The organism is Bacillus cereus group sp. N11, from assembly GCF_016483605.1.
Taxonomy (GTDB): Bacteria; Bacillota; Bacilli; order Bacillales; family Bacillaceae_G; genus Bacillus_A; species Bacillus_A toyonensis.
This window is the reverse complement of record NZ_JAEHBN010000014.1, coordinates 130,450-153,881: the sequence shown is the minus strand read 5'-3', so window position 1 is coordinate 153,881 and position 23,432 is coordinate 130,450. Positions and strand designations below refer to the sequence as shown.

Genomic DNA, 23,432 nt, shown 5'->3' with positions numbered 1-23,432 from the left:
ATTTTCATGATTAACGAACCCATTATCGTAAAAAAAGAAGCTTTCCAAGCAATCGGTGTTTCTCTTACAACGACAAATGAAAAAGAGGCGTCTACTGAAGGAAAAATCCCAGGGCTTTGGAACAAATACTTCCAAGAACAAATGATGCATCACATCCCAAATCAACAAACAAAGGAAACGTTCGCTTTCTATTCAAACTACGAATCAGATGAAACTGGCACATATAAATTTACAATCGGTATGCCCGTTTCTTCATTAAAAGACGTTCCAGAAAATATGACAACTTTAACAATACCTGCCGCTACATATGCGGTATTTACATCGAGAAAAGGCCCAGTTTCTGAAGTCGTGTGCGAAGCTTGGGAATACATTTGGCAATGGTCGAAAGAAAACAAACGTGCTTTTACAACAGATTTCGAACTGTATGATGAAAAAGCGGTAGACCCAAATAATGTGCAAGTAGATATTTATATCGCATTAGCTTAAAGAAGATACTCTTTGGTATCTTCTTTTTTTGTCGTTAAATAGCTACTGGGCAAATTCATTATTATTGTCTACAATGAGAAAGTGCAGTATAGAAATATTAGAAACTGTATAAAGTGAAACTATACTCAGTGGGGGTTTTTTCATCCCCCACTGAGTATTAGCCTTCACCAATCGGACGTTTACGGGCAGTTGGTCTCCCACCTAACTTCTTTGCTCGAACCGAATTTTGAGGTGGGATTTTTACTGCCCGTTAACGCAGGATAAAACGATTGTTAATAGGTTTTTTAGTTTAAATTTGTCACATAGAAAGGAAGCAATATGGAGGAACTACAACAAAATAAAACTGCTTTAGAAGGAAGCGGAAAACCGTTATTAAAAAATACGAATTTCCTTTTTCTTTGGGCAGCTACTCTTTTTTCAAGCTTTGCTTTAGCCTTTTTTACTTTTTCACAAACGTGGTACATAGCAAAAACATTAAACCTTGAGGCTTCACTCGGTATTGTTTTCGTAGCTCTTAGTGTTCCAAGGCTTATTTTTATGATTATCGGCGGCGCTGTAGCTGATAAATTCCCGAAAAAAAATATTATGTTTTACTCCAATATTATTCGAGCGATTCTTGTCGCAACCATTCTCACATGGTTCATCGTCGGTGATGTAACACTATATACATTTGCCTTATTCGCTTTATTCTTTGGACTTGCTGATGCTTTTTTCTGGTCCGCAGATGGATCTATTCTGCCAGAACTTGTAGAAAAAAGCCGCTTAACGCAGGCAAATTCACTTACACAAATGACGAATCAAGCGTCGGTTATCTTGGGCCCTGTACTTGGTGGAATTCTCATCAAATTTACGAACTATGAAACAATCTTTTCGATTACGATTTTACTACTGATCGTTGCGGCCATACTCGTTCAAAAAATACAATTTACGATGTCAGAGCAAAAAGATACCGACAAAGGCATGTTTACTTCTATTAAAGAAGGAATCTTATATGTAAAGGAATCACCATTCCTTTCAACTTTCCTTATTTGTAGCGCCTTTCTAAACTTATTTTTAATCGGTCCGATGCAAGTCGGTTTCCCGCTCTTCGTTAAAAATGTCCTGCACGGTGATTCACTTCAGTTCAGTTACTTAGAAGCTGCTGTTGGTGGTGGAATGGCGATAGGCGCTGTCATTGTCGGTTTAAAGAATATTAATCGTAGACGCGGCCTATTTTGCATTATCATGATGCTACTGTCTGGTATATTCTTCTTATCCATTAACTTTAGTACGGTACTTTGGCAGGCATTATTAGCTGGCATGTTTTACGGTATTACAATCGCAATGGCGATCGTTCCACTTATGGCAATGATTCAAGCAACTGTAAAAGAAGAGATGATGGGGCGTGTAATGAGTTTACTTATGCTATCATCAATGGGCTTTATCCCGCTCTCTTATGCATTCACATCCATTGCACTTGCAATAGGAATTCCAATCGTAACCGTTATGAAAAGCGGTGCAATCGCCGTTATCGTCTTCGTACTATTTGTAGCGATTCGTGTTCCAGTTGTAAGGAAATTCGATTAACAAGCAAGAGTCATGTATTATAAGCATGGCTCTTTTTTAAACGGATCAAATAGATGTACTCCCTTTCTCCTCCTTAATGCTGCTCCCCACTCTAATCCAACCTCAAAAAATAAATCTCGCACTGTACTGTACAAAAGTGCCCCAATATCTTTACGAATTTCCCCATATTTATGTGCCCTCACAACACTTTTCACGCGCCAAATGAAATTTCCGTTCACTTCTTCATCAGCTAATATTTGCTCTAATAAAACACCTTGCTCTAATAAGCCACTCTTTTTATACGCAAGTTCCACCTTACTCCAAAATATATTAATCTTCTTCGGATTACTTGTCATCGGCACCAGTGCGTATATAAAAGACTTCGGTATATCATGACGGCAATACGTTTCATCAAGCTCATACGTTATTTTTCTTTTCTCTTTTATTTGTGGAATTTTTTTAAAAAGAATTGTTTCCCCCTCATATTTTTGCTCATTTTTACTACAGCCAGCTGCATAATCCTTACTTTCACATGCGGACATTTTCATACGGTCATCCATGCGGTCAATTGCAGATATAAGAAAAATATATAAGTTCGCACTATACCCACCGCGCTTATGTCTTTCTTTTGTCGCAACACGCTTTATAATTCCTAGTTCCTCTAACTTTGCAATGGAGCGGCGTACTGTACGAATACTCTTTCCAACATTCGTCGCAATCGTCTCCATTAACGGACAAGCAACTCCTACTGTTTTCTGTTTCTCATTCACCGCATACTTTCCTAAAAAATGAATAATGGTAGCATCCGTTTTATTTAATTGAAATCGATAATATTTCAAAACTTGTTTTTGATATATATTAAACTCCTCTTTACTTTGAAATTCACTATATGGTTTCATTAAATTATATAAGCTTCCCATTCTTATCACCTCATTTATAAGTAAGAAGCAGGAAGAGAAATTGGCGTGATAGTTAATATTTCTTTATTGGAGATGAAAATATGATTGTAATTAGCGCTTGTTTAGGTGGTATCGCTTGTCGTTATGATGGGAATGACAATCTCGTTTCAAAAATAGAGGAACTTTTGCACAAAGAAGATACAGTCCTCATTTGTCCTGAAGTATTAGGAGGACTACCGACGCCTCGTCCTTCCGCTGAAATTATTGGTGGGAATGGCGATGACGTTTTGGACGGAAAAGCGAAAGTGATGACAAAAGATGGAGAAGATGTCACAGAAGCTTTCGTAAGTGGTGCTTATAAAGCATTAGAACAACTTAAAGACTTACACCCAGAATATATTATTTTAAAAGAACGTAGTCCATCTTGTGGTAGTTCTACAATTTACACTGGAGAATTTAACAGGAATAAAAAAACTGGTTATGGGGTAACAACTGCTTTATTCAAAAGACATGGATTTACAGTCATTTCAGAAGAGGATTTTGAGAATATAAAAAGGAATTGACCCTGTTCGTCAATTCCTTTTTTCTTTCTTATTTTGCACCTAATTTTTCTTTAACTTTCGCTGGAAGCTCGTCTTTTTTCACTTCTTCCCAAGCTGTTACACCTTTTTTATCTGAATTGTATACGCGTAAGAATGCTTCTTTGCGAAGATTTTTTGGAGCTGTGAATTCCAATTCTTTTTCTTCTCCACCTTTATCGAATCCTTTTAATTTATACTCGAAATATTTATGTGGCTCTCCGTTATCAAACTTCTCATTTTTTTCAATTCCATCAGCTGTAACTTGAACATAATACTCATCTTTTCCTAAACGATTAATATCACAACCAACTAACAGACTTGCAAATACAACTAAAATACTAAAAAGTGCAATGTATCTTTTCATTTCCTTCACCTCAAATGTTTTTTCTTATATTCTTATCTTAAAGCTCAGGCTTTAAAGAAGAAATTCAAAAACATGACATGAACATTACACTTTTGTAAGATAATAATTATTTCTTCACTTTAGAAATAGTCATTCCAACACCAATTGGAACGAGGACAGATTCTACCTTCGGATCAGTTGCTACTACTTCATTAAACTTCTTCATACACATCAGCCAACTTCTATTATGCAAAAGACAAAAATCGTAAGAAAATAGATAAAAAATAATAATTCCTTACTCAACCAACTAGCGATTTCGTTTTCAATATGTGAAAAGGGATTTGTAAACGATGAATTGAATATATATTTATTATTTTCTAACTTTTGGCTGAAAGTTTTTTTATTACATAAATTTCATTATTTCCTAATTTAAAGTTTTCGAGGGGAGAAATAATATGAATCCTATTTTATTAGATGTTCCGTTACAAATAGAAACAGACAAACTCATTCTTCGAGCACCACTGCAAGCAGGTGAAGGGAATGTAGTACATAAAGCTATTAAAGATTCAATTCATGAATTAAAGCAATGGTTGTCTTTATTCCAGTCCATTCCTACTGTTGAAGAAACGGAAATTCTCCTTAGAAATGCGCATATAGATTTTTTGAAAAGAGAAAGCTTTCGCTATCTTATCTATCATAAGGAGACGAATAATTTTATCGGAACTGCTAGCCTTCACGCGATTGATTGGAAGGTTTCTAAATGTGAAATTGGATACTGGATTAACACCCAATTTAGTGGCAATGGATATATGACAGAAACAGTAAGTGCGTTAATAAACCTTGGATTTCAGTTATTCAAATTTAGAAGGATTGAAATACGATGTGAACGTAATAACACAAAAAGTCGTGCGATTCCTGAAAAACTAGGCTTTGAGCTTGAAGGGATATTACGTAATGAGGATCTTTCAGCTGACGGCAAACAACTAACTGATACTTGCATCTATGCAAAGATAAATTAGATTAAGACTTTAAAACTCGTTGCACAACATATCTTGAGGCTGATTTCTAAATTTAGAAGGTGGCTTTTTGATTTTTCACGACAAAAGAAAAGACCTCCTTAACGATTGTATTCCATCGTTAAAAAGGTCTTTCTCTATTTCTGCCAAAAAATTAGCACTCTTCTGGCTTACCAGCATTCGTCGCTGTACGGAAAGATGATCCACATCCGCATGATGCGATTGCGTTTGGATTATCAATTGTGAATCCGCCGCCAAGCATCGATTGTTTATAATCAACTTTTACTCCTTTAACAATTGGAGCACTTTCTTTATCGATAACAAATTCAACACCGAAAAATTCAAGAACTGTGTCGTCTTCTTTTGGTTCTACTTCAAATCCTAAGCCGTAAGAAAGACCACTACATCCGCCGCCGTGTACAGCAAGGCGCACGTACTTCTCTCCATCTTCAGCATCTTTTAACATATCTTTAATTTGAAAAGCTGCTTGTTCTGTTACTTCAATCATGAAATACACCATCCTTTCTGTTCTCATTCTATTATACATCTTTACGCTTCTATCTTGTACTCATACACTCCGCGGCAAATTACTTCCGCAGGTCCTTTCATTAACACATTTCCTTCTTCTGTCCATGCAATCATTAAATCGCCGCCAGCTAAATGAACTGTAATCTCTTTACCACGTTCCAGCTTTTCATTTAAAATAGCAGCTACAACTGCAGCACATGCTCCTGTCCCGCAAGCTTGTGTTACACCAGATCCACGTTCCCAAACACGGAAGTTCATCTCGTCACCATTCAAAATTTCGATAAATTCAACATTTACTCGCTCTGGGAACATTTCATGTGTCTCAAGGACTGGTCCAAGTGTTGTAAGTGGCGCTTTTTCTACATCATCAACAAAAATAACCGCATGCGGATTCCCCATTGAAACAGCTGTAAATGCATAACGATGATTATTGTATAAGAAGTTTTCACGAATAAACGGTGTTTCACCTTCACCAAGCATCGGGATTTCTGCACGTGTTAAACGTGGTGCTCCCATATCGATTTTTGCTAATGTAACTACACCATCTTCTACCGTTACTTCAGCCGTTACAATTCCGGCTAACGTTTCAATTGCGAAAACTGTTTCTTCTACTAGTTTATGCTCATACGCATATTTCGCTACGCAGCGTAAACCGTTGCCGCAGCTCTTCCCTTCTGAACCATCATTATTAAACATGCGCATTTTCACCGGAGCTACGTCAGAAGGACAAATTAAAATCATTCCATCTGCCCCAATACCAGTATTAATATTTGAAACTTTTTCCGCCACAAGAGCTAAATCTTCTTCAAGAATTTGTTCCTCAAACATATTTACATATATATAACTATTGCCAAGACCATGCATTTTTGTAAAAGAAAATTGGCTCATTTGTATTCACTCCAAAAATAATTTGTTATTTTAAGTATAGAATGCATGCTTTTAGAACACAATATGAATGTCCCCCGTTTCTCATATTTGACAACATTTGGCGATGAGCCATTCTTGCAAAAATTGTGTAGGAAAAAAGCCCTTCTAAAAGGGCCTTTTTTTTATTTATATTCCGTATTATCCTACCCTGCGAAATAATATTTTATCTAATGGAAAAAGGTGCTGCCCATTCGCAACACCTTAAAACATTGGATTTTCATCCAAATACTCATATACATTATTAACAAGCTCTTCTACTGTCGATCCTTGTACTACTTCACCATTCACAAGGGCAAATGGGCCTTCAAAACAAATACCACAATATCCTAAACATCCATACTCCATTACATCTAAATTCGGATCTTTTTCTAATTTCTCTAAAGCTGCTTGTGAACCACTCGCGAGGTTACCTACACAAAATTCAATTAACGGTTTAATCAAAATTCTCCCCCCTGTACTACAAAACAAATTACCTTCTGACTTCATCTATAAGAAGAAAACTAAGCTGTTTCTTGTTGTTTTCATTACACTTACTAAACTATTCAATTCCTTCACTGTTTCACTTCAAAGCAAATATTCTTTTCTATATAAATATATTCACAACACTGCTTTTCGGCCTTCATAATGAAATAGTAACTAGAAAAGGAAAACAGTTTACTTTACTTTTCTTCTTATTGTACAACAGAGTATTCATTCATGCATTGTTATTTGTTCACAAATTCGATATAATTTGATTGAGTAAAGTCGAAATATTTTATTAATATAAAATTTTAGGATTAGGGGACATTTCAACAGAAAAGGGGTAATCCATCATGAAACACCTCGTAATACTAGGTGGTGGCTACGGTGGAATGAGAATTCTGCAACGGCTACTTCCAAGCAACCAACTTCCAGATGATGTACAGGTGACATTAATCGACAAAGTACCATACCATTGTTTCAAAACTGAATATTATGCATTAGTAGCGGGTACAATTTCAGAAACGCATATTCGCATACCGTTTCCTGAGCACCCACGCCTCAATATTCAATACGGCACAATAACAAATATTGATCTCGAAGAAAAAGCTGTTCATCTTGATGGCGGTGAAGCAATCCAATATGATGATTTAATTATCGGACTTGGCTGTGAAGATAAATATCATAACGTTCCTGGGGCAAAGGAATATACACACAGTCTACAATCAATTGAACAAACACGTAAGACATATGAACAATTAAATGGCCTAGAACCGAATGCTACAGTTGCTGTCGTTGGTGCTGGCTTAAGTGGCGTTGAAGTAGCAAGTGAACTTCGTGAGAGCCGTTCTGATTTAAAAATCTATTTATTTGATAGAAAAGATAGAATTTTATTCCCATATCCAGAGAAATTAAGTAGATATGTAGAAGAATGGTTTATAAAACATAACGTTACCATTATACGAAACTCTAACATTACCAAAGTCGAACCAAATATTGTGTACAACCACGATGAACCTCTTGCATGTGATGCAATCGTCTGGACAGCTGGTATTCAAGCAAATGAAGTTGTTCGAAACCTTCCGGTTGAACAAGATGGTAGCGGACGGGTTGTTTTAACAAAATATCACAATATTCCAAATGACGAGCACGTTTACGTTGTAGGAGATTGTGCAGCACTTCCACACGCACCATCTGCTCAACTTGCTGAAGGTCAAGGAGAACAAATTGTCCAAATATTATTAAAACGTTGGAATAATGAACCACTTCCTGATGAACTACCTGTTATTAAATTAAAAGGTGTTCTCGGTTCCCTCGGCAAAAAACACGGATTTGGTTTACTAGCAAACCAACCATTAATGGGACGTGTACCGAGATTATTAAAATCCGGTCTTCTTTGGATGTATAAATATCATAACGGTTAATACTTTACGAGCTGTCTACTATGTAGGCAGCCTCTTTTCATCAGTTGAAAAAATTTTTTTTCATAAACAGAAATTATCAGAAATTTTTTTCTCAATATTTATTCACAAAATTTTCTATTTTTATATTAAAAACTATTGATGAAAAGTGTATGCTATTTGTAAGTTGTTTTTATTATTTCCTTTAAGACCGAATTCATTCGGTCTTATTTTTTATGTGATAAATACTTTTATAGGAGGCATTACATTTCACTTATGAACTTGACGAAACTACACGATCGAATAGAAGCGAAGAAGAAAGAATTGATCTATCTCGTTGAAATGTACGGATTCACTCATGATAAAGTAATTTCTTTCAGTCAAGAATTAGATTGTTTACTTAACTTATTAATAAAACTCAAGACGAAGAAAAAACGTTGCTCTTTATAACCTTATTTTTCTATTTCTCTCTCTTTTTTGATACGATATAACTAGAATCAGAAAGGAGCAATTTATGTTTATATTAAAAAACGTTACATATAAAGATATACTACACATTCCTTATTTACAGATTCAAAAAGAGACAATCACTTGTATTATCGGTGAAAGTGGGAGCGGAAAGAGTACATTACTTCGCATGTTAAATGATTTACAATCTCCAACATCCGGTACAATTGAATATAACGGAAAACTAATTTCTGACTATCCCCCTATTCAATTACGACGTGACGTAGTCATGCTTGGGCAAACGCCACCTATTTTTGATGGAACGATTAAAGACAATCTCTTAATGGGACTTCGTCTTTCTGAAAAACCATTTCCAAATGATGATGTCCTGCGTAGCGCATTAATGACTGTTAGCTTAGAAAAAAATTTAGAAGACAACGCTGATTCCTTATCAGGTGGGGAAAAACAACGACTCGCTTTTGCACGTATCGTACTTATGGATCCACCGGTTTATTTATTAGATGAACCAACCTCGGCGCTAGATAGCGATACAGAACGCCGCGTTATGAAACAATTTACTACACTAGCAAGAGAAAAGAAAAAAACAGTTATCTTCATCACACACTCACAACAACTTCCAGAAGAAATTGCAGACGATATTATTGAAATTAGTAAAACAAACGGTGCAACTAGAAAGGAAGTGCTCTCAGTTGAAGGGCGTTATTGAACTCCAAATTTGGCAACTTGCCGCCGCATATATTTTTATTCTTATTTTAATTGGCCTTGTAAAATTAAAAGGGATTCCGCGTGAAAAACAAATTACGCTCGCAACATTCCGTATGACGATTCAGCTCGTACTTGTTGCATATGTCCTTACATATGTATTTGAAAATAGTAATCCATTTTATACAATTGCCCTTATTACTTCTATTACTACCTTTGCTATTTTTAATATTTATAAACGAGTTAATATTCCGATGTCCAAAGAATTAAAACGTGTAGCCGCTCTTTCCATGGTTGCGGGATCAATCGGACCATTACTACTATTTATCTTTGTTATTATCGGGCATAATCCGTGGTATGCACCGCAATATATCGTTCCTATTGCCGGCATGTTAATCGGTAATGCTATGACCGGTATTTGCCTCGGGGCAAACACCTTTTTAAACAATATGAAATCTCAAAGAGATCATATTGAAGGTGCCCTTATGCTCGGCGCAACACCGAAAGAAGCAACTGCTCCCCTCATAAGGGACGCTTTTGATTCTGCTATTTTACCAACAATCAATTCCATGGTCGGTATGGGAATTATAAGCTTACCCGGCATGATGACCGGTCAAATATTATCCGGTGTATCACCGTTTACAGCAATTCAATATCAAATTGCTATCATACTCGGTATTTCAGGGAGTACTGCTTTCGCTGTCATTATCTTCTTACAGCTTGGATATAAAACATTCTTTAATAAGCGCTGTCAGTTGAAAGAAATTGACTATGATGCGAGGTGAATCGTGCGTAGTTCAAGGCGAATGAAATTATATTAACGATTTTTTCAATATATCTATCATAACTTACAATATATCAACGATTTTTCAAATATATCTATCATAACTTACAATATATCAACGATTTTTCAAATATATCTATCATAACTCAGAATATATTAACGGTTTTGTACGAAATATCGATTTACCGACAAAAAGTGACATAATAAAAAGAGGAGGCGAATAGCCTCCTCTTTTTATTTGTCTTACGCCTTCTTAACGAATTGTGATTTTAACTTCATCGCTCCGAAACCGTCGATTTTACAATCAATATCGTGATCGCCATCAACTAGACGGATACTCTTTACTTTCGTACCGATTTTCACAACTGAAGAAGTTCCTTTTACTTTTAAATCTTTAATAACAGTAACAGCATCGCCGTCTTGAAGAACGTTTCCGTTCGCATCTTTTACAACTTTTGCACCATCATTATTTTCAGCTTCTGCTTCTTGGCCCCACTCATGAGCACATTCTGGACATACGAAAAGAACGCCATCCTCATACGTATATTCTGAATTACATTTTGGACAATTTGGTAAAGTAGCCATAAATTCATTTCCTCCGTTCATTATTTATACGTAAAAATCAAAATTGATGTTTACATCTCGATAAATAAAATTTGTATAGCATTTCTTTATAGTGCCATAGTCTCACGTTATTGACAAGCCTACCTGGAATTCTCATTTTTTATTGTATTTTACAAAATTTCAATTCGTATGGTGTTTTGTATTCACACTTTTCATTAATTAGCTTATTCGACATGTACTTCTTCCATCCAGCTGCTCGTCTTAGATTTCACTATTATTAAGTGCTCATTTTCCCATTTTAGTTTGCCTAAAAACCTAGAATAGACTACTTCATTCCCTACTTCTTCTACGAGCAATTTATTTACCACTCTGAGTCCTTTATCGTTATACACTTCACACATTAGCTGAAATCCTTCTGAGCGATGAATTCCTTTTAATATAGCCGTTTTCTTCCGGCTCGGGCTCTTCTTCGGTGTTTTATCCACTAAGAACACAATCTCGTAATTCTCTTTCTCTATTTCTTGAAGCGCTTCATTCACATACTCTCTAATCATTTCTAATGTTAGATTTGAATATTTTTCAATAGCTGGTACGACATAGAGGTAAACCAACTCACAAAAATGCTTATACTTCTCCTCAACTGATTCCAAATTTAAAAATTGCATATAATCATAATGTACGAATATACGAATCTTCTCCAGAGCCTCATGTAGTTCATAAGAGATATCTTCATTAGGGTTTGCTAGGCAATATATATCTATATTTTCTAATCCAAGATCCAAGCTACTTAACTTCTTTGAAAAAATCAATTCAAAAATTCTCATTTCATGTAATCGATTATAATGTTTTTTAGGACGTTTCTTAGCCCAATCATAAAAATGAACATCTACCATACTACCTTTTCCTCCTAACATATAAAAAGAAGAACCTTCACAAGATTCTTCTTTTCAAAATGAACGAGTTCTGACTAGAACCCCCAACCATTTTCTTCAATGTAAAATTGATACTCTTCTAACTCTTCTTCACTTAACTTCTTATTACTCTCATATACTTCTTGCCATTCAAAGTAACCTTCACTGAAATAAACAGCGAATTTAATTTTTACGTTTTTCTTCTCTGTATATTCATAACCAGTAAACTCTACTACGTCATACTCTTTTTCTTTCTTCACGAACTTCCAAGTTGGATTATCAGTCATAACCTCTAAAGTAAATCCTTCATCACTTGAACGAACAACATTTTTAATATTCGGCTCAGTTGGTAAAAGAGAAAGTCCGAACATAGCTCCACCAAACACTATCCCCACTATAACTTGTAAACCAATCATACCAGCAGCACTAGCGCCGCCCTTTGATTGTAAGTAATACGCCTTCTTGTGATCCGGCATATCTTCTTCCTTATGTAAAACTCGAACAGCATGCTTATAATATAAACGGTTTCCTTGCCATCCAGTAAATATCATCATTCCTAATTGAAGAACTAAACTAACTGTTAAATAAATCCCATCTGGAATATCTATAAAAGGAGTTACAACGATACTAGGTACCGCCAATAACGTAAGTATAATAAATAACTTATACATTTTACGATAAGCTAACCAAAAAGTTGGGAAGAAAAAGGCTACCCAATTCCACGTATTCCCTTGTGCTGGATTTTCTACTTTTCCCCATTTAAAGTCATAATACGCCGTATTCTTTTGAACAATCTTATGTAACTCTTGTGGAGAAATTGTTTCTTGTAAAACAGTGTCTTTCACGTACATCATCCTTTTCTTATTTCTATATACAGGTATTGTATATGTACAAAAAGAAGGAATCTAACAAAAAGTACATATATTTCATAAAAACGAACGGAAATCGAATATATTCCGACAATTATCCGTTTATTGTTTCATTTTACTTTAAAATATATTAAAATACTTATGAATCATACGTTTAATACACTAAGTTAAATGTTTTGTATGTTCACAAAAAAAGATGCCCCAAGATCATTTGGACACATCCTACTCCTATTATATAAAATACTATTATGGTATGGTCCAACCTAAAATCTCGACTTAAAAGACTTCACAAGTTAACTTTCTACCATTTCAAACATATTTCCACTCACGCAACTAATGAATAATCTATTATTAACTTCTTCAATTGATACAATAAAATCTATTTCAACAACATTTTTAGGGAGTTTCATTATATTTTTTACTTCGCCACATTCAGCATCAAGTATTATTAATTCTAAATTTGAAGTAGCAATATAAATTTCCCCATCTTTATATAACAGAACCAATTATTGCATAATGTTTCACATGAAACTATCGACATTCCGGATTACCTTTCTACCATTTCCGACTGGTTTCAAACGTGGGCTTCTTATGAAAATTTAACAAAAATAAATATACATTCCATTACTCCGTTACTAGCCGTCGTTCCAATATTATAAGAAAAAGCGTTTCTGCTTCTTACCTGTTTTTCTTTCTACAAATTAAAACAGTACGAACAAGCTAATCCCTATTTACAGCAATATTTACATTGCTCTGTGCATCTTAATAACGAGAAAAAAGAAAAAGTATTCTTTCATGAAGTTGATATGTATATGAAAAAACTAGTAGAAAGCACAATGTACATTTACATTGTGCTTTCTACTAGTCCTTTATATTCCTCTTGTAACTTTTTAAATTGTTCTTCATACTTTTGCATCTTTACGGTATCCGTTTTCGAATTCAGGAATGGCCTTCTTCTTCCGGTCACCATTATATTTTTCCCGCCTATTGCATCGTTCATATATACATAAGGTTTAAAAAACTCACATTCCGTATATGGCAATGCTACAGATAATTTTGCATACTCTTGCACCTTAAATTGATTAGACAAGCTTAACTCCCTCAAATTTTTTAATTGTATTAAAGGTTCTAACGAATCATCTTTAACCTTTAAGTTCATAAGAGTAAGCTTTTTCAAATGCTGTAATTCAGCAAGCGGCTTTAAAGTTTGTACTTTCATCGCTGTATTTATCCCTCCGCCCATATAGAAGGTATTGAGTTGTGGACACTTACCTAAAGCACTTAAATCTTCTAGCTTAGAAAAATCATCAATTAGTAAAGACTTGAGTTGTTTATTATACGCGATATCCCATAACGTCTTCGCTTTTGTATTCCAGCATATATATAAATGTTGTAAATTAGATAATTTCTGAAGACTACTTAAATCCTCGACCCTCATTTCGTAAACGTATAATATATCGGGACGAGCATACGTAAGAACATGCTCAAACTGCTTTTGATTTACTGCGAACACCCATAACTTCTTAACTTGTAAAGATGCTAGTCGTTCTATATTTTTTGTTTTCCCCTCAATCGCTAGCTCTTCTAAATTACCAGCTATACTTACTAAATCTTTCGTAATATTCGGCTGCTCACCAATCGGAAACATTTTATCCTCCTACAACTACCAAGTAATATTCATTTCTTCAAATGACGCTTTGCTCACTTCTAACCCTTCACTATCATCCGTCCCAATCATTGCTACTTCCTCTTTAGACAACTTAATTTTCTCGTTTGGATTTTGGATTTTTCTCTCATACACGAATTGTAAAAGTTCTATTTGTTCCGCTGTCAGTTCATACTCTTCTTCCAATCTTTCAATTGCTGATTCCGTATCAAGTAATGGAATTTCTAATAAAAATCCACCGTGCTCTTCCATCTCTTCAAATGGATCAATTGAATACGCACCGCTATCCTCAATCCAAAATGCAGTTGTAATAAAAGGAACTGTTTCGCCTTCTACTTCTTCTAATACGTATTGAAGTGCTTCCTCTTTCGCAATGTCTATTACTTCCGAAGGTGCCCCTTCAAAATAATTTGCCGCATCAATCCACTCTTCAATTCTCTCGCTATTCACATCTTGCAGACATACGATCGTATAATCCGGATGAAACGTAATTGTCCCTCTTCCGCCTTGACTATCTTGCATATTATAGTTAAACCCATCCCATGAACTTTCATGCGAGAAATCAGGAGCATGTGCTACAAAAATTGCATCTGCAATCGACTTTAAGATACAACCTTTCCATAGTTGTTCTTTATTTATATGTAATTTATATTTACTCATCTGCTTTCCTCGCCTACATATTTTTTTATATTATCTTTCGAATTCTCATTCCGTGTAAAGTACTTTTTCATTATATATCAATAGTAAAAGCATCCTTCATACAAAGGATGCTTTTACTATTTTCTCTACCATTTCCCCCTACACTCCTCAATTAAACTAAGCAAATATCTCTTCGTCATATCAGCCCTTCTCCAAATAGAAAGTTTCTTCTTCTCCTTTGGATCATACCTCATTCGCTCTACTTCTTTTAATAAAGGCTCCCATTCTTTCGCTGAGCGTTCTAACAAGTATTGCAATCCTCTATCTTTTGAAACAATTGTTTTATGATCTAACGTATATAAAATACGCCCCATCGTAACGACAGCTGATTCTACCCATTCTTCTATAAAAAATAAATATGGCTGCTTCGCTTTTTCACTCCAGTACTGTTCTACGTTGTATTGCATTGTATTGACTACATCATCCCACTTTATTTGAAGTGGAAGGTCTTCTACTTCTTTCCCGATAACTGTAATGCCTTGATTTTTTAATGTCCACCATGTGACCGCATTAATATCCCAATGACCTATATTCGCCTTACCATCTGCACAATACACGTACTCATTTATTTCATGATTGTATTTCCCTAAGTCAGCAAGCGGAATATACATACCGTCCATTCTTTTACCTAGCGTACTTTCACTCATTTTCTTATGCATTTCTACAATTTGTTGTTTTTCAGCTTCATTCACGGAATCATTTAGTACTGCAACAAAATCAACATCGCTCGTTTCTATATGAAATGCACCTAGCGCAATAGAGCCGTAAACATATACTCCGACTATTTTTCCATCTAAAAAAATTTCTTTTAACCCTACTATGTACTGCTCCATTAACTGCTTTACTTCTGCTGGTAAAGCTTGTTTTATTCCATTCTCCACATCTATCCCTCCATAAAAAAAAGCCTTCGCAAATTCGCAAAGGCTTCCTGCTTTATAAATATTTCTCGATTTCCTCGTAAACATCCTTCAAACGAGGATTTCCTTCTCCAACAATCTCTCCATTCACAAGAACGACTGGATAAAATAAATCTTCTTCTACTACGCGCTCTGCGAATGCTTTTTTATCTTCATCTTCTTGTTCTTGTTGAAAATCAATATACTCGAAATTAAATTTATTTTCTTGTCCTTCATATTTACGACCAATCGCCGCTTGTAACCACTCAAACGTTTCTGTTGAAGATGGCATTCCGACGCAGCTCGCACAAATCACTTTCGTCCCATACACTTGCACATTAACCATTTCTTCTCCCCCACTCCTTGTTCTAACAGTATATTCAGATGTCTTATTACATAAGCACATCATTTTACAAACTTATTCCATACCCCTATACTGAAAAAACACGTTGTACACATGATAAAATATTTCGACAATAAAACAAGAACAGAAAAAATAGATTTTCCCCTCTATCTTGATTATAATAAAACTGATGAAAGGAGTCGATAAAAATGGAAAACCCACATATGCAAGAACAAGTACTAGAAGTACTAGATAAATTACGTCCGTTCTTACTTCGCGATGGCGGAGACGTTGAATTAGTAGACATTGAAGAAGGTATCGTAAAATTACGCCTTATGGGTGCATGCGGAAGCTGCCCAAGTTCTACAATCACACTAAAAGCTGGTATCGAGCGCGCGTTACTTGAAGAAGTACCAGGCGTTATTGAAGTAGAGCAAGTATTTTAATTAAAAGCGGAAGCGGCTCGTTCAAAATGTGAGGAGGATGGAGCTTCTGACATAGAGGCGCTTTTTGCCTCGGCGGAAGAAGCGAAGCCACCGAACATTTTAGCCGCTGGAGCTAGATATTAATTAAAAGCAGAAGCGGCTCGTTCAGAATCGCTTCCTAGAAAGAGACCCCAATGGGTCTCTTTTTTTATTCAAATAACACTTCTCCTTTAACATCATAAAACAAAATTGGAAATCATTCTCAAAAAATGCGATAATTAATACTATATAGTGAATCGTTCACACATATAAAGTGAAACTATAATCAGTGGGCGTTTACGGGCAGCCCGATTCCCACAAATAGCGGGATGAAGTAAAAAACATAGGGGGACGACACATGCCAAAAATGGGGAACACTTTTTTAACAATTCAAGAACTAGAAGAGAAAAAAGAATATTTATTAGGCCTTTCGTCCGTTATACCAACATGGAATACAAGCTATCAATTTTTATTTAAAGAAATCCAGCAAGAATTATTGAGTAAAGTAAATGAAAAAATCGAAAGAAATCAATTCATTTTAAATATATGTGCAGATCAACAGGTAGGAGCATAATGTATTACATATACAATTGCGGTATAAAAAAGAGACCTCAATCGGTCTCTTTTTTATACTTTTAAGATAGCCAATCTAATTTTCTAATCCCTAACTTATCAATTGGCAAACGAAGTGATCCATAAAAATTCCTCATAAATTGCTCAGAGCGGTTCACATCATGTAAAATAGCTTCTAAGCGATCTCTATATATACTTTTTTGTTCTTCGTTCCCAGTTTGATAATATCGTTCGACCGTTTCAAAATAGTGGAGCGGGAACAGGAGCCTTGCAAATAATAAGCGCCAACCAAATGAGGATAGCGAATAATTGCGTTCATAATCTGTAACAAATTGAACGATTGTTTGCTCCCAGTCTTTCTTCTTTTCAATCATCATATAGCGAATCAATTCTGCTATATCTCGAGTGGGATGATCATACACCCACTCAAAAGGAAGTTTTAGACGCTTCGTTTGATGCCATAATAAAGGTGTAAATCGCTCCTGGCAAATTGTTGCCGCATCGGTCATTTGTGGCGTATCATCCATCTCTGTATCGACAACATACTGAATTGCATTTTCCGCAACTCCTAAATAATACGGGAAGGATTCGATAAACAATTGATCGAATACGTCTGTAGGGTGGTTCATCACTTGTGATTGCCAAAATTTCTCTAATTGATCGAGCCTTTTTTCCCATAACGCTTTCCATTCACCAATGCGGCTTAATTGCTCAATTTCTTCTGGAAAGAATGCACCTCGTTTATGGAATATAGAAAGCTCACTTCCTAATGACATAGCATGTCGTTCTAACGTGCGCATACCTTTTAATAAGCAGTAATTTTGTTCTTCTATCTCACTTACATAGTAGCCGTGTATAGTCGGAACGAAAGTCGCTACAGTCATATCCCCTTGCTGGTTCATATAGTCACTGAGCTTTTTCATCTCTACAAGTACTTCTTCCTCCATTTCTCCAATTGGAACAAGTACATAAATTTTGTTGCGAATCCAAAAGCTTTTATAGGGGCCAAGGGGGATTAATTCTTTAACATGCATGTGATAATGCTCATAAATATGCTGAATCATCGCAGTCGCCACCTATGGTTTTTCTTTATATATATGAGCTTGTGCTCGCCTTTCATTCCTATGCACATGATAAAGCAACGAAACGTATACAAATACTAAAAAGAAAAAAAGGTGATAAACATGAAAGAATCAAATCAACTACAAGAAAGAGCATTACAACTATTACAAGAACGCGGTGTAACAATTGACGATATTGCTGAACTTGTTCATTTTCTTCAAAAAAAATATCATCCAAATTTAGAGATGTCAGAATGCCGTTATAACGTTGAGCGTGTATTATCAAAACGTGAAGTACAAAACGCACTAATTACTGGTATCGAACTCGATGTCCTTGCTGAAAAAGGAATGTTAAGTGCGCCGTTACAAGATATCGTAAAACGTGATGAAGGCTTATACGGAATTGATGAAGTTATCGCACTTTCTATCGTTAACGTGTACGGCTCTATCGGTTTCACGAACTTTGGATATATAGATAAATTAAAACCTGGTATTTTAGAATACTTAAATGATAAATCAACTGGCAAAGTGCATACATTCCTTGATGATATCGTTGGCGGAATCGCTGCCGCTGCTTCAAGCCGTTTAGCGCACCGAGCTGATCACTCGGAATAATAATAATGCTTTCTAGACCGTTAGTTTTATGCTGACGGTCTTTCATATTCCATGAGCATAAATTCTCTTCCGCGGCTCAAAAAGATAGGTCCTTGCTGAAAACCTATATTTTTATATAGCGTAATTGCTCTTGTATTAAATGTTGCTACACTTAATCGAAACATTTTTGCATTAAACTCTTTCGTGGCAAACGCTATTCCAGCTTTGAAAAATTCTTTCCCCATTCCTTTCCCTGTTAACGCCGGCTTCATACCAAGTCCGATATCAATCAGATTTTCTCCACCATATAAATTAGTATCTCTTCCACCTGGTACTTGTGCATTTTCTCCAAAACAAAAATAGCCGATGAACTCTCCTTGATCGTCACAACAGCCATAATACGTTCCATCTAATAGCTCTTCTATCACTTCTTTCTCGCCTGAAAAACTATATAAATTATATGGTTCCTCGTACGTCCACGTATTTATCTCATTTGCTTCTTCTACCGTTAACTTATGTATATCCATCCTTCTCTCTCCTTATCAAGTGTTCTATATACTCATTCATTCTCCGCACCTTATTTCCCTCTAATTGAAATATGCAGAATTGCATGCACACAAACATTACACAAATGGTACAATTTATTTGAATCGCTGTTGCTACACTTCTTGATTAAAGAAAAGGCGTTAAAACGGAAATTAGCGTCTTATCGAACTCAAGCAATTGACACATTTTGTCATCATAAAAGACACTCGAAAGAGTGTCTTTTTTCTATATTTCATAAGGACTTACTCATTCCCCAAAATAAACGCATAAAATAATGTAACTCTTTACACGCATGAATCCCTTTCTAAAAGTTGTGAAGTACGTTACGGGAGATTCAAAATAAAAAGCACTCTGACTAGAGTGCTTTTCACTTTAAAACAAGGAGGTTACATATATGGATAGTACTCTCGTATTTAACTTCGGTATTGGTATTGTCATCATTTTATTTGTCTTCTTTGTTCTTTGTATGAGCGGGGTATAGCAATCTTTTATGCCGATAATTCCTTTAAAGTATCACTTAATTTGAACTTTCTTAATTGTAATGAAGCAATCATCGCTGCCCCTGCTCCAAGTACCACACTAGCAAAAGCTAATATGCAAACTTGATTATACGGAATGATAATAACCGTTAAATCTAAGCTTGATAACACAATATAACTAAACAAAATCCCGCCAAAAATGCCAATACAACCAGCTATCGCTCCAAGTAAAGTTCCCTCTAATAAAACAATCCTTCTCATTTGCTTCGGAATAGCCCCTACCGCACGAATCATACTAATTTCAGCACGTCTTTCATGTAAACTTGAGACAATCGCATTCATTAACCCTATTCCAGAAATAATGAAAACAATTAAAACTAACAAGCGAATTAACATCATCATTTGCGATAATAACTGCTCCTGTTCTTTCAATAACTCATGGCTATTAATAACTTCTACGTTCTCTTTATTATTTGTAATTTGTTTTACTTGCTTCTTAATCTCTTCAAATGATTGATTAGAATTTGTCATAACTTGAATTGCTTCATATCCTTGCACGTAAAACTTATCACGAACCCATTGTTCATTTACGAAAATGTCTAATCCTCTTCCCCTTAATCCTTGCTCAATAATCGAAACGACTTTAATCGTTTGTTTTTCTTTCCCCTTCCCTTGTACTTCAATCGTATCATGCAACTGAATCCCTAATGTTTTAGCAGTTCTCTTCGTAACGACTCCCTCACCATCTTGTAATGGCTTATTTAAATCTTGTCCTGTAATCACTTTCGCTTTTGTTACTTTTTGATAAGCAACAATATCATTCCCCACAACTTCTATCACATCATATTCAAAATCATCTTTCCTCACATTTTCATACCATTCTTGATCCGCTTTTTTAAAATCATAATTTATAAGCTTCGCTGTAAAGTCAGTAACATTTGCTACGCTCTCTTCTACACCATCAACTTTTTTAACCTTCTCCATCCAACTAAATGGTAATACTTCAGTACTTTGCGACTCTATTGGAATTCTTATTACTAAATCAGCTGGTAAATGTTTTTGTAACCCATCTTTCATGCCTTCGTAAATAGAGTTTATATACATCGTTCCAACAAGTGCTAACATAAAACCAAATGCTAGTATAGCAACCGATACAGCTGCCTTATTTCGATAACGAATTACATTCCGGCTGCTAATCGTCGTTTCAATTCGTAATATCATTTGAAGTGGTTTTGCAATCACTGGTGCTATCATCCGAATAAATAACGGAATCGCAAATAACAAACCGACCGCAAATAACAGCGCACCTATCGCACTTGGATTAAAACCGACATACCGCTCTAATACGTGACCCGTTAGTCCAATAACAGTACCAATGATTAGAATGCTACCACTAAAAGCACTCCATCTTTTTTCTTTTTTCTCATTACTAGGCAGACCTGGCCTAAGCGCTTGAACTGGTGGAATCTTTCTAACCATGAAGGCTGGTATAATAGCCCCTATAATAGACATAACAATTCCTAGTAAAAACGTAATGAGTAAAATCTCGCCTGAAATCGAAAATGATTCTTTCCCTGCTCCCTCAATATTCACCCATTTATTAATAAATGATGCGGCGATTGTTTGCGTACCTGCTCCAAGAATAACTCCTGCTAGCGATCCGATTGCCCCAATACATAAAGCCTCTAATAAAACGACTAATATAATTTGATTTGGATTACTACCAAGTGCACGTAATAATGCCCATTGCTTAAATCGACTTCTGACAGATAAGAAGAAACTTCCCATTATTAAAAGGGCTACAACAAATAAGGCAATACCACCTAAACTAAAAATTAATGGCTTCATTACATTTAGTCGTTCAAATGCCTTATCTACATAAGTACGTTGGTCCACCTTTATATTTTCAATCTTTTTATGTACATCAAAAGCAATTGCTTTTTTCACATTTATATCTTGTACTTTCACTTGAACAAGATTGAATTGATTTGGCAAATTTAATTCTTTTTGAAGCCAATGGATTGGAAAATAAGCACTATGTCCCATTGACGCCATTAACGGTGGATTTAAAATACCGACAACTTTCACAGTCTTTTCACCATGCTGCGGAAATGGCAGTTTAATCGTATCTCCTACCCTTATATTTTCACGATCTGTATACCCTTTTGTCAGTGCTACTTCAGCACCTTCTTTCGGATATCGTCCTTCTAATATTTTATAAGAATGCATTTCTGGAGAATCTTGCTCAACACCCCAATAAGATGGCTTTCCCGATAATTCTTTATAATGTGGAAAAGGATACGGTATAAGTGCTTTTGATATTTTTTCAGCATTTTCTAAGCCATCTATTCCTTTTAAACTTTCATTATTTAAATACATATCATTTTTTATATAGCCAAATTGTAAATTATAATCTCCATACCGACTTACTACTTGTTCCTTCACACTTTGCTCTACTGATTGATTGCCTAGCAATAACATCGTCGCTAACATAACACCTAAAGCTGCACCGAGGGCAATCAACATATTTCGCAACCAATTTTGTTTCATCGATTTTACCGCATACTTAATTACCCATCGCATCACCTTTACCTCCTACTTTAAAGTGACGATTCATAATCTCTTGAATGTGGATAACTTGTTGCGGGATATTTCGAAATTTCCATCCTTTACTTTCAGCATGCTCATGAATCACCTCACCATCTAATAAGAAAACGACTTTATCAGCATGGGCCGCTACGAACGGATCGTGCGTTACAATGACAGCTGTTTGCCCTAATTCATCACATGCATTGCGAAGTGCCGCAATAATATTTTTGCTGTTTTCTGAATCTAAAGCCCCTGTTGGCTCATCAGCTAATATAATAGCTGGCTCATTTGCAAAGGCTCTTGCTATCGCAACCCTTTGCTGTTGCCCACCTGATAACTGTGCTGGTAAATGCTTTGCTTTTCCTTTCAATCCAACGAGTTCTAATAAACGATTTGCTGTCACCGTTGCCTTTTTTTGCGAAACATTATCTAATAATAAAGGCAACCCTACATTTTCCTCCGCATTAAACACTGGAATTAAATTAAACTGTTGAAAAATAAAACCGATTTTATGCCTTCTAAATAAAGCGAGCTCTTTTTCTTTTAATGTTGAAATCTCCGTACCATTAACTCGAATACTACCTACTGATGGAATATCTAATCCACCTAACAGCTGAAGTAAGGTCGTTTTCCCCGATCCACTTGCCCCCATAATACAAACAAAATCTCCTTTTTGAATTTGAAGATTAATATCTTTTAAGATCTTTACTTTACTATCTCCAATATCAAACGATTTTTCTAACCCTTCAATTTCAATAATATTCATCCCGATATCCCCTTCTCTCTCTATTTACCAATCTATATATTCTATCCGAAAATGCAAAATCCCTACTATTTTGTATTTTTTTGTCACATACTAACATTTATATTAACCGGCATTAAGTGCCCGATTAGTGTAAGCAAATAATCAGTGCGGGATGGATAGCCCCCACCGATTAAAATTTCACTTTATTTCTCACGTCAGAAAAGTTGACTCTCGCAACGAAAGTAACCATAATAGTTACACGAATATTTAAAAACTATTCACATATCCACAAGTA

At 35.5% G+C, this 23,432-nt stretch carries 27 protein-coding genes and 3 pseudogenes; 12 read left to right on the top strand and 18 right to left on the bottom strand.

Annotated elements, in window-relative coordinates:
• Positions 1–6 precede the first annotated feature (6 nt).
• Entirely contained in the window at positions 7–486 is a 480-nt protein-coding gene (locus JDS98_RS22105; RefSeq protein WP_097957532.1) for a GyrI-like domain-containing protein, read from the top strand.
• 318 nt (positions 487–804) lie between these two features.
• Positions 805–2,052, top strand: coding sequence for an MFS transporter (locus JDS98_RS22100; protein ID WP_199634319.1), 1,248 nt, complete (start codon positions 805–807; stop codon positions 2,050–2,052).
• Positions 2,053–2,069: 17 nt separating this feature from the next.
• On the opposite strand, the gene JDS98_RS22095 is transcribed toward JDS98_RS22100, so the two are convergent.
• Positions 2,070–2,951, bottom strand: coding sequence for a helix-turn-helix domain-containing protein (locus tag JDS98_RS22095; protein ID WP_199634318.1), 882 nt, complete (start codon positions 2,949–2,951; stop codon positions 2,070–2,072).
• Positions 2,952–3,031: 80 nt separating this feature from the next.
• On the opposite strand from JDS98_RS22095, the gene JDS98_RS22090 reads away from it, so the two are divergent.
• Positions 3,032–3,493: a 2-thiouracil desulfurase family protein gene (locus JDS98_RS22090; protein WP_199634317.1), complete on the top strand. Its 462-nt coding sequence runs from the start codon at positions 3,032–3,034 to the stop codon at positions 3,491–3,493.
• A 28-nt stretch (positions 3,494–3,521) separates the two neighbouring features.
• On the opposite strand, the gene JDS98_RS22085 is transcribed toward JDS98_RS22090, so the two are convergent.
• Positions 3,522–3,875 carry a YxeA family protein gene (locus JDS98_RS22085; RefSeq protein WP_000833123.1) on the bottom strand — a complete coding sequence of 118 codons (354 nt, stop codon included), beginning with the start codon at positions 3,873–3,875 and terminating at the stop codon, positions 3,522–3,524.
• A 106-nt stretch (positions 3,876–3,981) separates the two neighbouring features.
• Positions 3,982–4,080 (bottom strand): annotated as a pseudogene (locus JDS98_RS22080) (methyltransferase); the annotation flags it as partial.
• A 229-nt stretch (positions 4,081–4,309) separates the two neighbouring features.
• Between JDS98_RS22080 and JDS98_RS22075 the strand changes: the two are divergent.
• Positions 4,310–4,873, top strand: a complete 564-nt coding sequence (locus JDS98_RS22075) for a GNAT family N-acetyltransferase (RefSeq protein WP_097837606.1) — start codon at positions 4,310–4,312, stop codon at positions 4,871–4,873.
• 151 nt (positions 4,874–5,024) lie between these two features.
• On the opposite strand, the gene JDS98_RS22070 is transcribed toward JDS98_RS22075, so the two are convergent.
• The 3 genes from JDS98_RS22070 to JDS98_RS22060 all read right to left on the bottom strand — a co-directional run bounded on the left by JDS98_RS22070 (position 5,025) and on the right by JDS98_RS22060 (position 6,766).
• Positions 5,025–5,378, bottom strand: a complete 354-nt coding sequence (locus tag JDS98_RS22070; protein WP_000573824.1) for a HesB/IscA family protein — start codon at positions 5,376–5,378, stop codon at positions 5,025–5,027.
• Positions 5,379–5,419: 41 nt separating this feature from the next.
• Complete coding sequence (gene dapF / locus JDS98_RS22065; RefSeq protein ID WP_199634316.1) at positions 5,420–6,286, bottom strand: diaminopimelate epimerase; 867 nt, start codon at positions 6,284–6,286, stop codon at positions 5,420–5,422.
• A 240-nt stretch (positions 6,287–6,526) separates the two neighbouring features.
• On the bottom strand, positions 6,527–6,766 hold the full coding sequence (locus JDS98_RS22060) for a YuzB family protein (RefSeq protein ID WP_000595027.1): 240 nt from the start codon (positions 6,764–6,766) through the stop codon (positions 6,527–6,529).
• A 371-nt stretch (positions 6,767–7,137) separates the two neighbouring features.
• On the opposite strand from JDS98_RS22060, the gene JDS98_RS22055 reads away from it, so the two are divergent.
• The 4 genes from JDS98_RS22055 to JDS98_RS22040 all read left to right on the top strand — a co-directional run bounded on the left by JDS98_RS22055 (position 7,138) and on the right by JDS98_RS22040 (position 10,139).
• Entirely contained in the window at positions 7,138–8,208 is a 1,071-nt protein-coding gene (locus tag JDS98_RS22055; RefSeq protein WP_000682063.1) for an NAD(P)/FAD-dependent oxidoreductase, read from the top strand.
• A gap of 252 nt (positions 8,209–8,460) precedes the next feature.
• Positions 8,461–8,634 (top strand): aspartyl-phosphate phosphatase Spo0E family protein, encoded by a 174-nt coding sequence (locus JDS98_RS22050; RefSeq protein ID WP_001054617.1) that lies wholly within the window; start codon positions 8,461–8,463, stop codon positions 8,632–8,634.
• 64 nt (positions 8,635–8,698) lie between these two features.
• Entirely contained in the window at positions 8,699–9,358 is a 660-nt protein-coding gene (locus tag JDS98_RS22045; RefSeq protein WP_097957525.1) for an ABC transporter ATP-binding protein, read from the top strand.
• Positions 9,342–10,139, top strand: a complete 798-nt coding sequence (locus JDS98_RS22040) for an ABC transporter permease (protein WP_199634315.1) — start codon at positions 9,342–9,344, stop codon at positions 10,137–10,139. The genes JDS98_RS22045 and JDS98_RS22040 overlap by 17 nt, the downstream gene beginning before the upstream one ends.
• 242 nt (positions 10,140–10,381) lie before the next feature.
• On the opposite strand, the gene phnA is transcribed toward JDS98_RS22040, so the two are convergent.
• The 4 genes and pseudogenes from phnA to JDS98_RS30790 all read right to left on the bottom strand — a co-directional run.
• Complete coding sequence (gene phnA / locus JDS98_RS22035; protein ID WP_000212737.1) at positions 10,382–10,723, bottom strand: alkylphosphonate utilization operon protein PhnA; 342 nt, start codon at positions 10,721–10,723, stop codon at positions 10,382–10,384.
• A 203-nt stretch (positions 10,724–10,926) separates the two neighbouring features.
• The gene (locus JDS98_RS22030; protein ID WP_199634314.1) at positions 10,927–11,595 is read right to left on the bottom strand and encodes a hypothetical protein; all 669 of its coding nucleotides are present in this window, start codon (positions 11,593–11,595) and stop codon (positions 10,927–10,929) included.
• Between the two features lie 74 nt (positions 11,596–11,669).
• A complete protein-coding gene (locus JDS98_RS22025; protein ID WP_199634313.1) occupies positions 11,670–12,464 on the bottom strand; it encodes a DUF2628 domain-containing protein in 795 nt (264 codons plus the stop codon).
• A gap of 311 nt (positions 12,465–12,775) precedes the next feature.
• Positions 12,776–12,985 (bottom strand): annotated as a pseudogene (locus JDS98_RS30790) (outer membrane protein assembly factor BamB family protein); the annotation flags it as partial.
• Here JDS98_RS30790 and JDS98_RS30335 point away from each other — a divergent pair.
• A pseudogene (locus JDS98_RS30335) lies at positions 12,980–13,321 on the top strand (DUF4304 domain-containing protein); the annotation flags it as partial. The pseudogenes JDS98_RS30790 and JDS98_RS30335 sit on opposite strands and share 6 nt — an antisense overlap.
• A gap of 5 nt (positions 13,322–13,326) precedes the next feature.
• Here the strand turns inward: JDS98_RS30335 and JDS98_RS22020 are convergent.
• The 4 genes from JDS98_RS22020 to JDS98_RS22005 all read right to left on the bottom strand — a co-directional run bounded on the left by JDS98_RS22020 (position 13,327) and on the right by JDS98_RS22005 (position 16,089).
• Positions 13,327–14,130, bottom strand: coding sequence for a leucine-rich repeat domain-containing protein (locus tag JDS98_RS22020; RefSeq protein WP_087969446.1), 804 nt, complete (start codon positions 14,128–14,130; stop codon positions 13,327–13,329).
• 15 nt (positions 14,131–14,145) lie between these two features.
• Positions 14,146–14,808: a hypothetical protein gene (locus JDS98_RS22015; RefSeq protein WP_097957517.1), complete on the bottom strand. Its 663-nt coding sequence runs from the start codon at positions 14,806–14,808 to the stop codon at positions 14,146–14,148.
• 125 nt (positions 14,809–14,933) lie between these two features.
• Positions 14,934–15,812 carry a nucleotidyltransferase domain-containing protein gene (locus tag JDS98_RS22010; RefSeq protein WP_199634312.1) on the bottom strand — a complete coding sequence of 293 codons (879 nt, stop codon included), beginning with the start codon at positions 15,810–15,812 and terminating at the stop codon, positions 14,934–14,936.
• Complete coding sequence (locus JDS98_RS22005; protein ID WP_000248598.1) at positions 15,781–16,089, bottom strand: YuzD family protein; 309 nt, start codon at positions 16,087–16,089, stop codon at positions 15,781–15,783. Before JDS98_RS22005 ends, JDS98_RS22010 begins: the two co-directional genes overlap by 32 nt.
• A gap of 206 nt (positions 16,090–16,295) precedes the next feature.
• On the opposite strand from JDS98_RS22005, the gene JDS98_RS22000 reads away from it, so the two are divergent.
• Together JDS98_RS22000 and JDS98_RS21995 are read left to right on the top strand one after the other, a co-directional pair.
• Entirely contained in the window at positions 16,296–16,532 is a 237-nt protein-coding gene (locus tag JDS98_RS22000; protein WP_000431159.1) for a NifU family protein, read from the top strand.
• A 376-nt stretch (positions 16,533–16,908) separates the two neighbouring features.
• The gene (locus tag JDS98_RS21995; protein ID WP_001125484.1) at positions 16,909–17,124 is read left to right on the top strand and encodes a hypothetical protein; all 216 of its coding nucleotides are present in this window, start codon (positions 16,909–16,911) and stop codon (positions 17,122–17,124) included.
• Positions 17,125–17,185: 61 nt separating this feature from the next.
• On the opposite strand, the gene yutH is transcribed toward JDS98_RS21995, so the two are convergent.
• The gene (yutH, locus tag JDS98_RS21990) at positions 17,186–18,187 is read right to left on the bottom strand and encodes a spore coat putative kinase YutH (protein WP_000614220.1); all 1,002 of its coding nucleotides are present in this window, start codon (positions 18,185–18,187) and stop codon (positions 17,186–17,188) included.
• A 120-nt stretch (positions 18,188–18,307) separates the two neighbouring features.
• On the opposite strand from yutH, the gene JDS98_RS21985 reads away from it, so the two are divergent.
• Positions 18,308–18,799, top strand: a complete 492-nt coding sequence (locus JDS98_RS21985; protein WP_000665097.1) for a phosphatidylglycerophosphatase A family protein — start codon at positions 18,308–18,310, stop codon at positions 18,797–18,799.
• Between the two features lie 26 nt (positions 18,800–18,825).
• Here the strand turns inward: JDS98_RS21985 and JDS98_RS21980 are convergent, their stop codons facing one another.
• The 3 genes from JDS98_RS21980 to JDS98_RS21970 all read right to left on the bottom strand — a co-directional run bounded on the left by JDS98_RS21980 (position 18,826) and on the right by JDS98_RS21970 (position 23,158).
• On the bottom strand, positions 18,826–19,305 hold the full coding sequence (locus JDS98_RS21980; protein ID WP_199632806.1) for a GNAT family N-acetyltransferase: 480 nt from the start codon (positions 19,303–19,305) through the stop codon (positions 18,826–18,828).
• A gap of 507 nt (positions 19,306–19,812) precedes the next feature.
• A complete protein-coding gene (locus tag JDS98_RS21975) occupies positions 19,813–22,386 on the bottom strand; it encodes an FtsX-like permease family protein (protein WP_199632807.1) in 2,574 nt (857 codons plus the stop codon).
• Entirely contained in the window at positions 22,370–23,158 is a 789-nt protein-coding gene (locus JDS98_RS21970; RefSeq protein WP_199632808.1) for an ABC transporter ATP-binding protein, read from the bottom strand. Before JDS98_RS21970 ends, JDS98_RS21975 begins: the two co-directional genes overlap by 17 nt.
• Between the last annotated feature and the right edge of the window lie 274 nt (positions 23,159–23,432).

Excerpts from the sequence above, each read along its gene's own strand:
- JDS98_RS22105 (WP_097957532.1), top strand. The coding sequence starts at position 7 with ATGATTAACGAACCCATTATCGTAAAAAAAGAAGCTTTCCAAGCAATC.
- JDS98_RS22100 (WP_199634319.1), top strand. The coding sequence starts at position 805 with ATGGAGGAACTACAACAAAATAAAACTGCTTTAGAAGGAAGCGGAAAA.
- JDS98_RS22095 (WP_199634318.1), bottom strand. The coding sequence starts at position 2,951 with ATGGGAAGCTTATATAATTTAATGAAACCATATAGTGAATTTCAAAGT.
- JDS98_RS22090 (WP_199634317.1), top strand. The coding sequence starts at position 3,032 with ATGATTGTAATTAGCGCTTGTTTAGGTGGTATCGCTTGTCGTTATGAT.
- JDS98_RS22085 (WP_000833123.1), bottom strand. The coding sequence starts at position 3,875 with ATGAAAAGATACATTGCACTTTTTAGTATTTTAGTTGTATTTGCAAGT.
- JDS98_RS22075 (WP_097837606.1), top strand. The coding sequence starts at position 4,310 with ATGAATCCTATTTTATTAGATGTTCCGTTACAAATAGAAACAGACAAA.
- JDS98_RS22070 (WP_000573824.1), bottom strand. The coding sequence starts at position 5,378 with ATGATTGAAGTAACAGAACAAGCAGCTTTTCAAATTAAAGATATGTTA.
- dapF (WP_199634316.1), bottom strand. The coding sequence starts at position 6,286 with ATGAGCCAATTTTCTTTTACAAAAATGCATGGTCTTGGCAATAGTTAT.
- JDS98_RS22055 (WP_000682063.1), top strand. The coding sequence starts at position 7,138 with ATGAAACACCTCGTAATACTAGGTGGTGGCTACGGTGGAATGAGAATT.
- JDS98_RS22050 (WP_001054617.1), top strand. The coding sequence starts at position 8,461 with ATGAACTTGACGAAACTACACGATCGAATAGAAGCGAAGAAGAAAGAA.
- JDS98_RS22045 (WP_097957525.1), top strand. The coding sequence starts at position 8,699 with ATGTTTATATTAAAAAACGTTACATATAAAGATATACTACACATTCCT.
- phnA (WP_000212737.1), bottom strand. The coding sequence starts at position 10,723 with ATGGCTACTTTACCAAATTGTCCAAAATGTAATTCAGAATATACGTAT.
- JDS98_RS22030 (WP_199634314.1), bottom strand. The coding sequence starts at position 11,595 with ATGGTAGATGTTCATTTTTATGATTGGGCTAAGAAACGTCCTAAAAAA.
- JDS98_RS22025 (WP_199634313.1), bottom strand. The coding sequence starts at position 12,464 with ATGTACGTGAAAGACACTGTTTTACAAGAAACAATTTCTCCACAAGAG.
- JDS98_RS22020 (WP_087969446.1), bottom strand. The coding sequence starts at position 14,130 with ATGTTTCCGATTGGTGAGCAGCCGAATATTACGAAAGATTTAGTAAGT.
- JDS98_RS22015 (WP_097957517.1), bottom strand. The coding sequence starts at position 14,808 with ATGAGTAAATATAAATTACATATAAATAAAGAACAACTATGGAAAGGT.
- JDS98_RS22010 (WP_199634312.1), bottom strand. The coding sequence starts at position 15,812 with ATGTTTACGAGGAAATCGAGAAATATTTATAAAGCAGGAAGCCTTTGC.
- JDS98_RS22005 (WP_000248598.1), bottom strand. The coding sequence starts at position 16,089 with ATGGTTAATGTGCAAGTGTATGGGACGAAAGTGATTTGTGCGAGCTGC.
- JDS98_RS22000 (WP_000431159.1), top strand. The coding sequence starts at position 16,296 with ATGGAAAACCCACATATGCAAGAACAAGTACTAGAAGTACTAGATAAA.
- JDS98_RS21995 (WP_001125484.1), top strand. The coding sequence starts at position 16,909 with ATGCCAAAAATGGGGAACACTTTTTTAACAATTCAAGAACTAGAAGAG.
- yutH (WP_000614220.1), bottom strand. The coding sequence starts at position 18,187 with ATGATTCAGCATATTTATGAGCATTATCACATGCATGTTAAAGAATTA.
- JDS98_RS21985 (WP_000665097.1), top strand. The coding sequence starts at position 18,308 with ATGAAAGAATCAAATCAACTACAAGAAAGAGCATTACAACTATTACAA.
- JDS98_RS21980 (WP_199632806.1), bottom strand. The coding sequence starts at position 19,305 with ATGGATATACATAAGTTAACGGTAGAAGAAGCAAATGAGATAAATACG.
- JDS98_RS21975 (WP_199632807.1), bottom strand. The coding sequence starts at position 22,386 with ATGCGATGGGTAATTAAGTATGCGGTAAAATCGATGAAACAAAATTGG.
- JDS98_RS21970 (WP_199632808.1), bottom strand. The coding sequence starts at position 23,158 with ATGAATATTATTGAAATTGAAGGGTTAGAAAAATCGTTTGATATTGGA.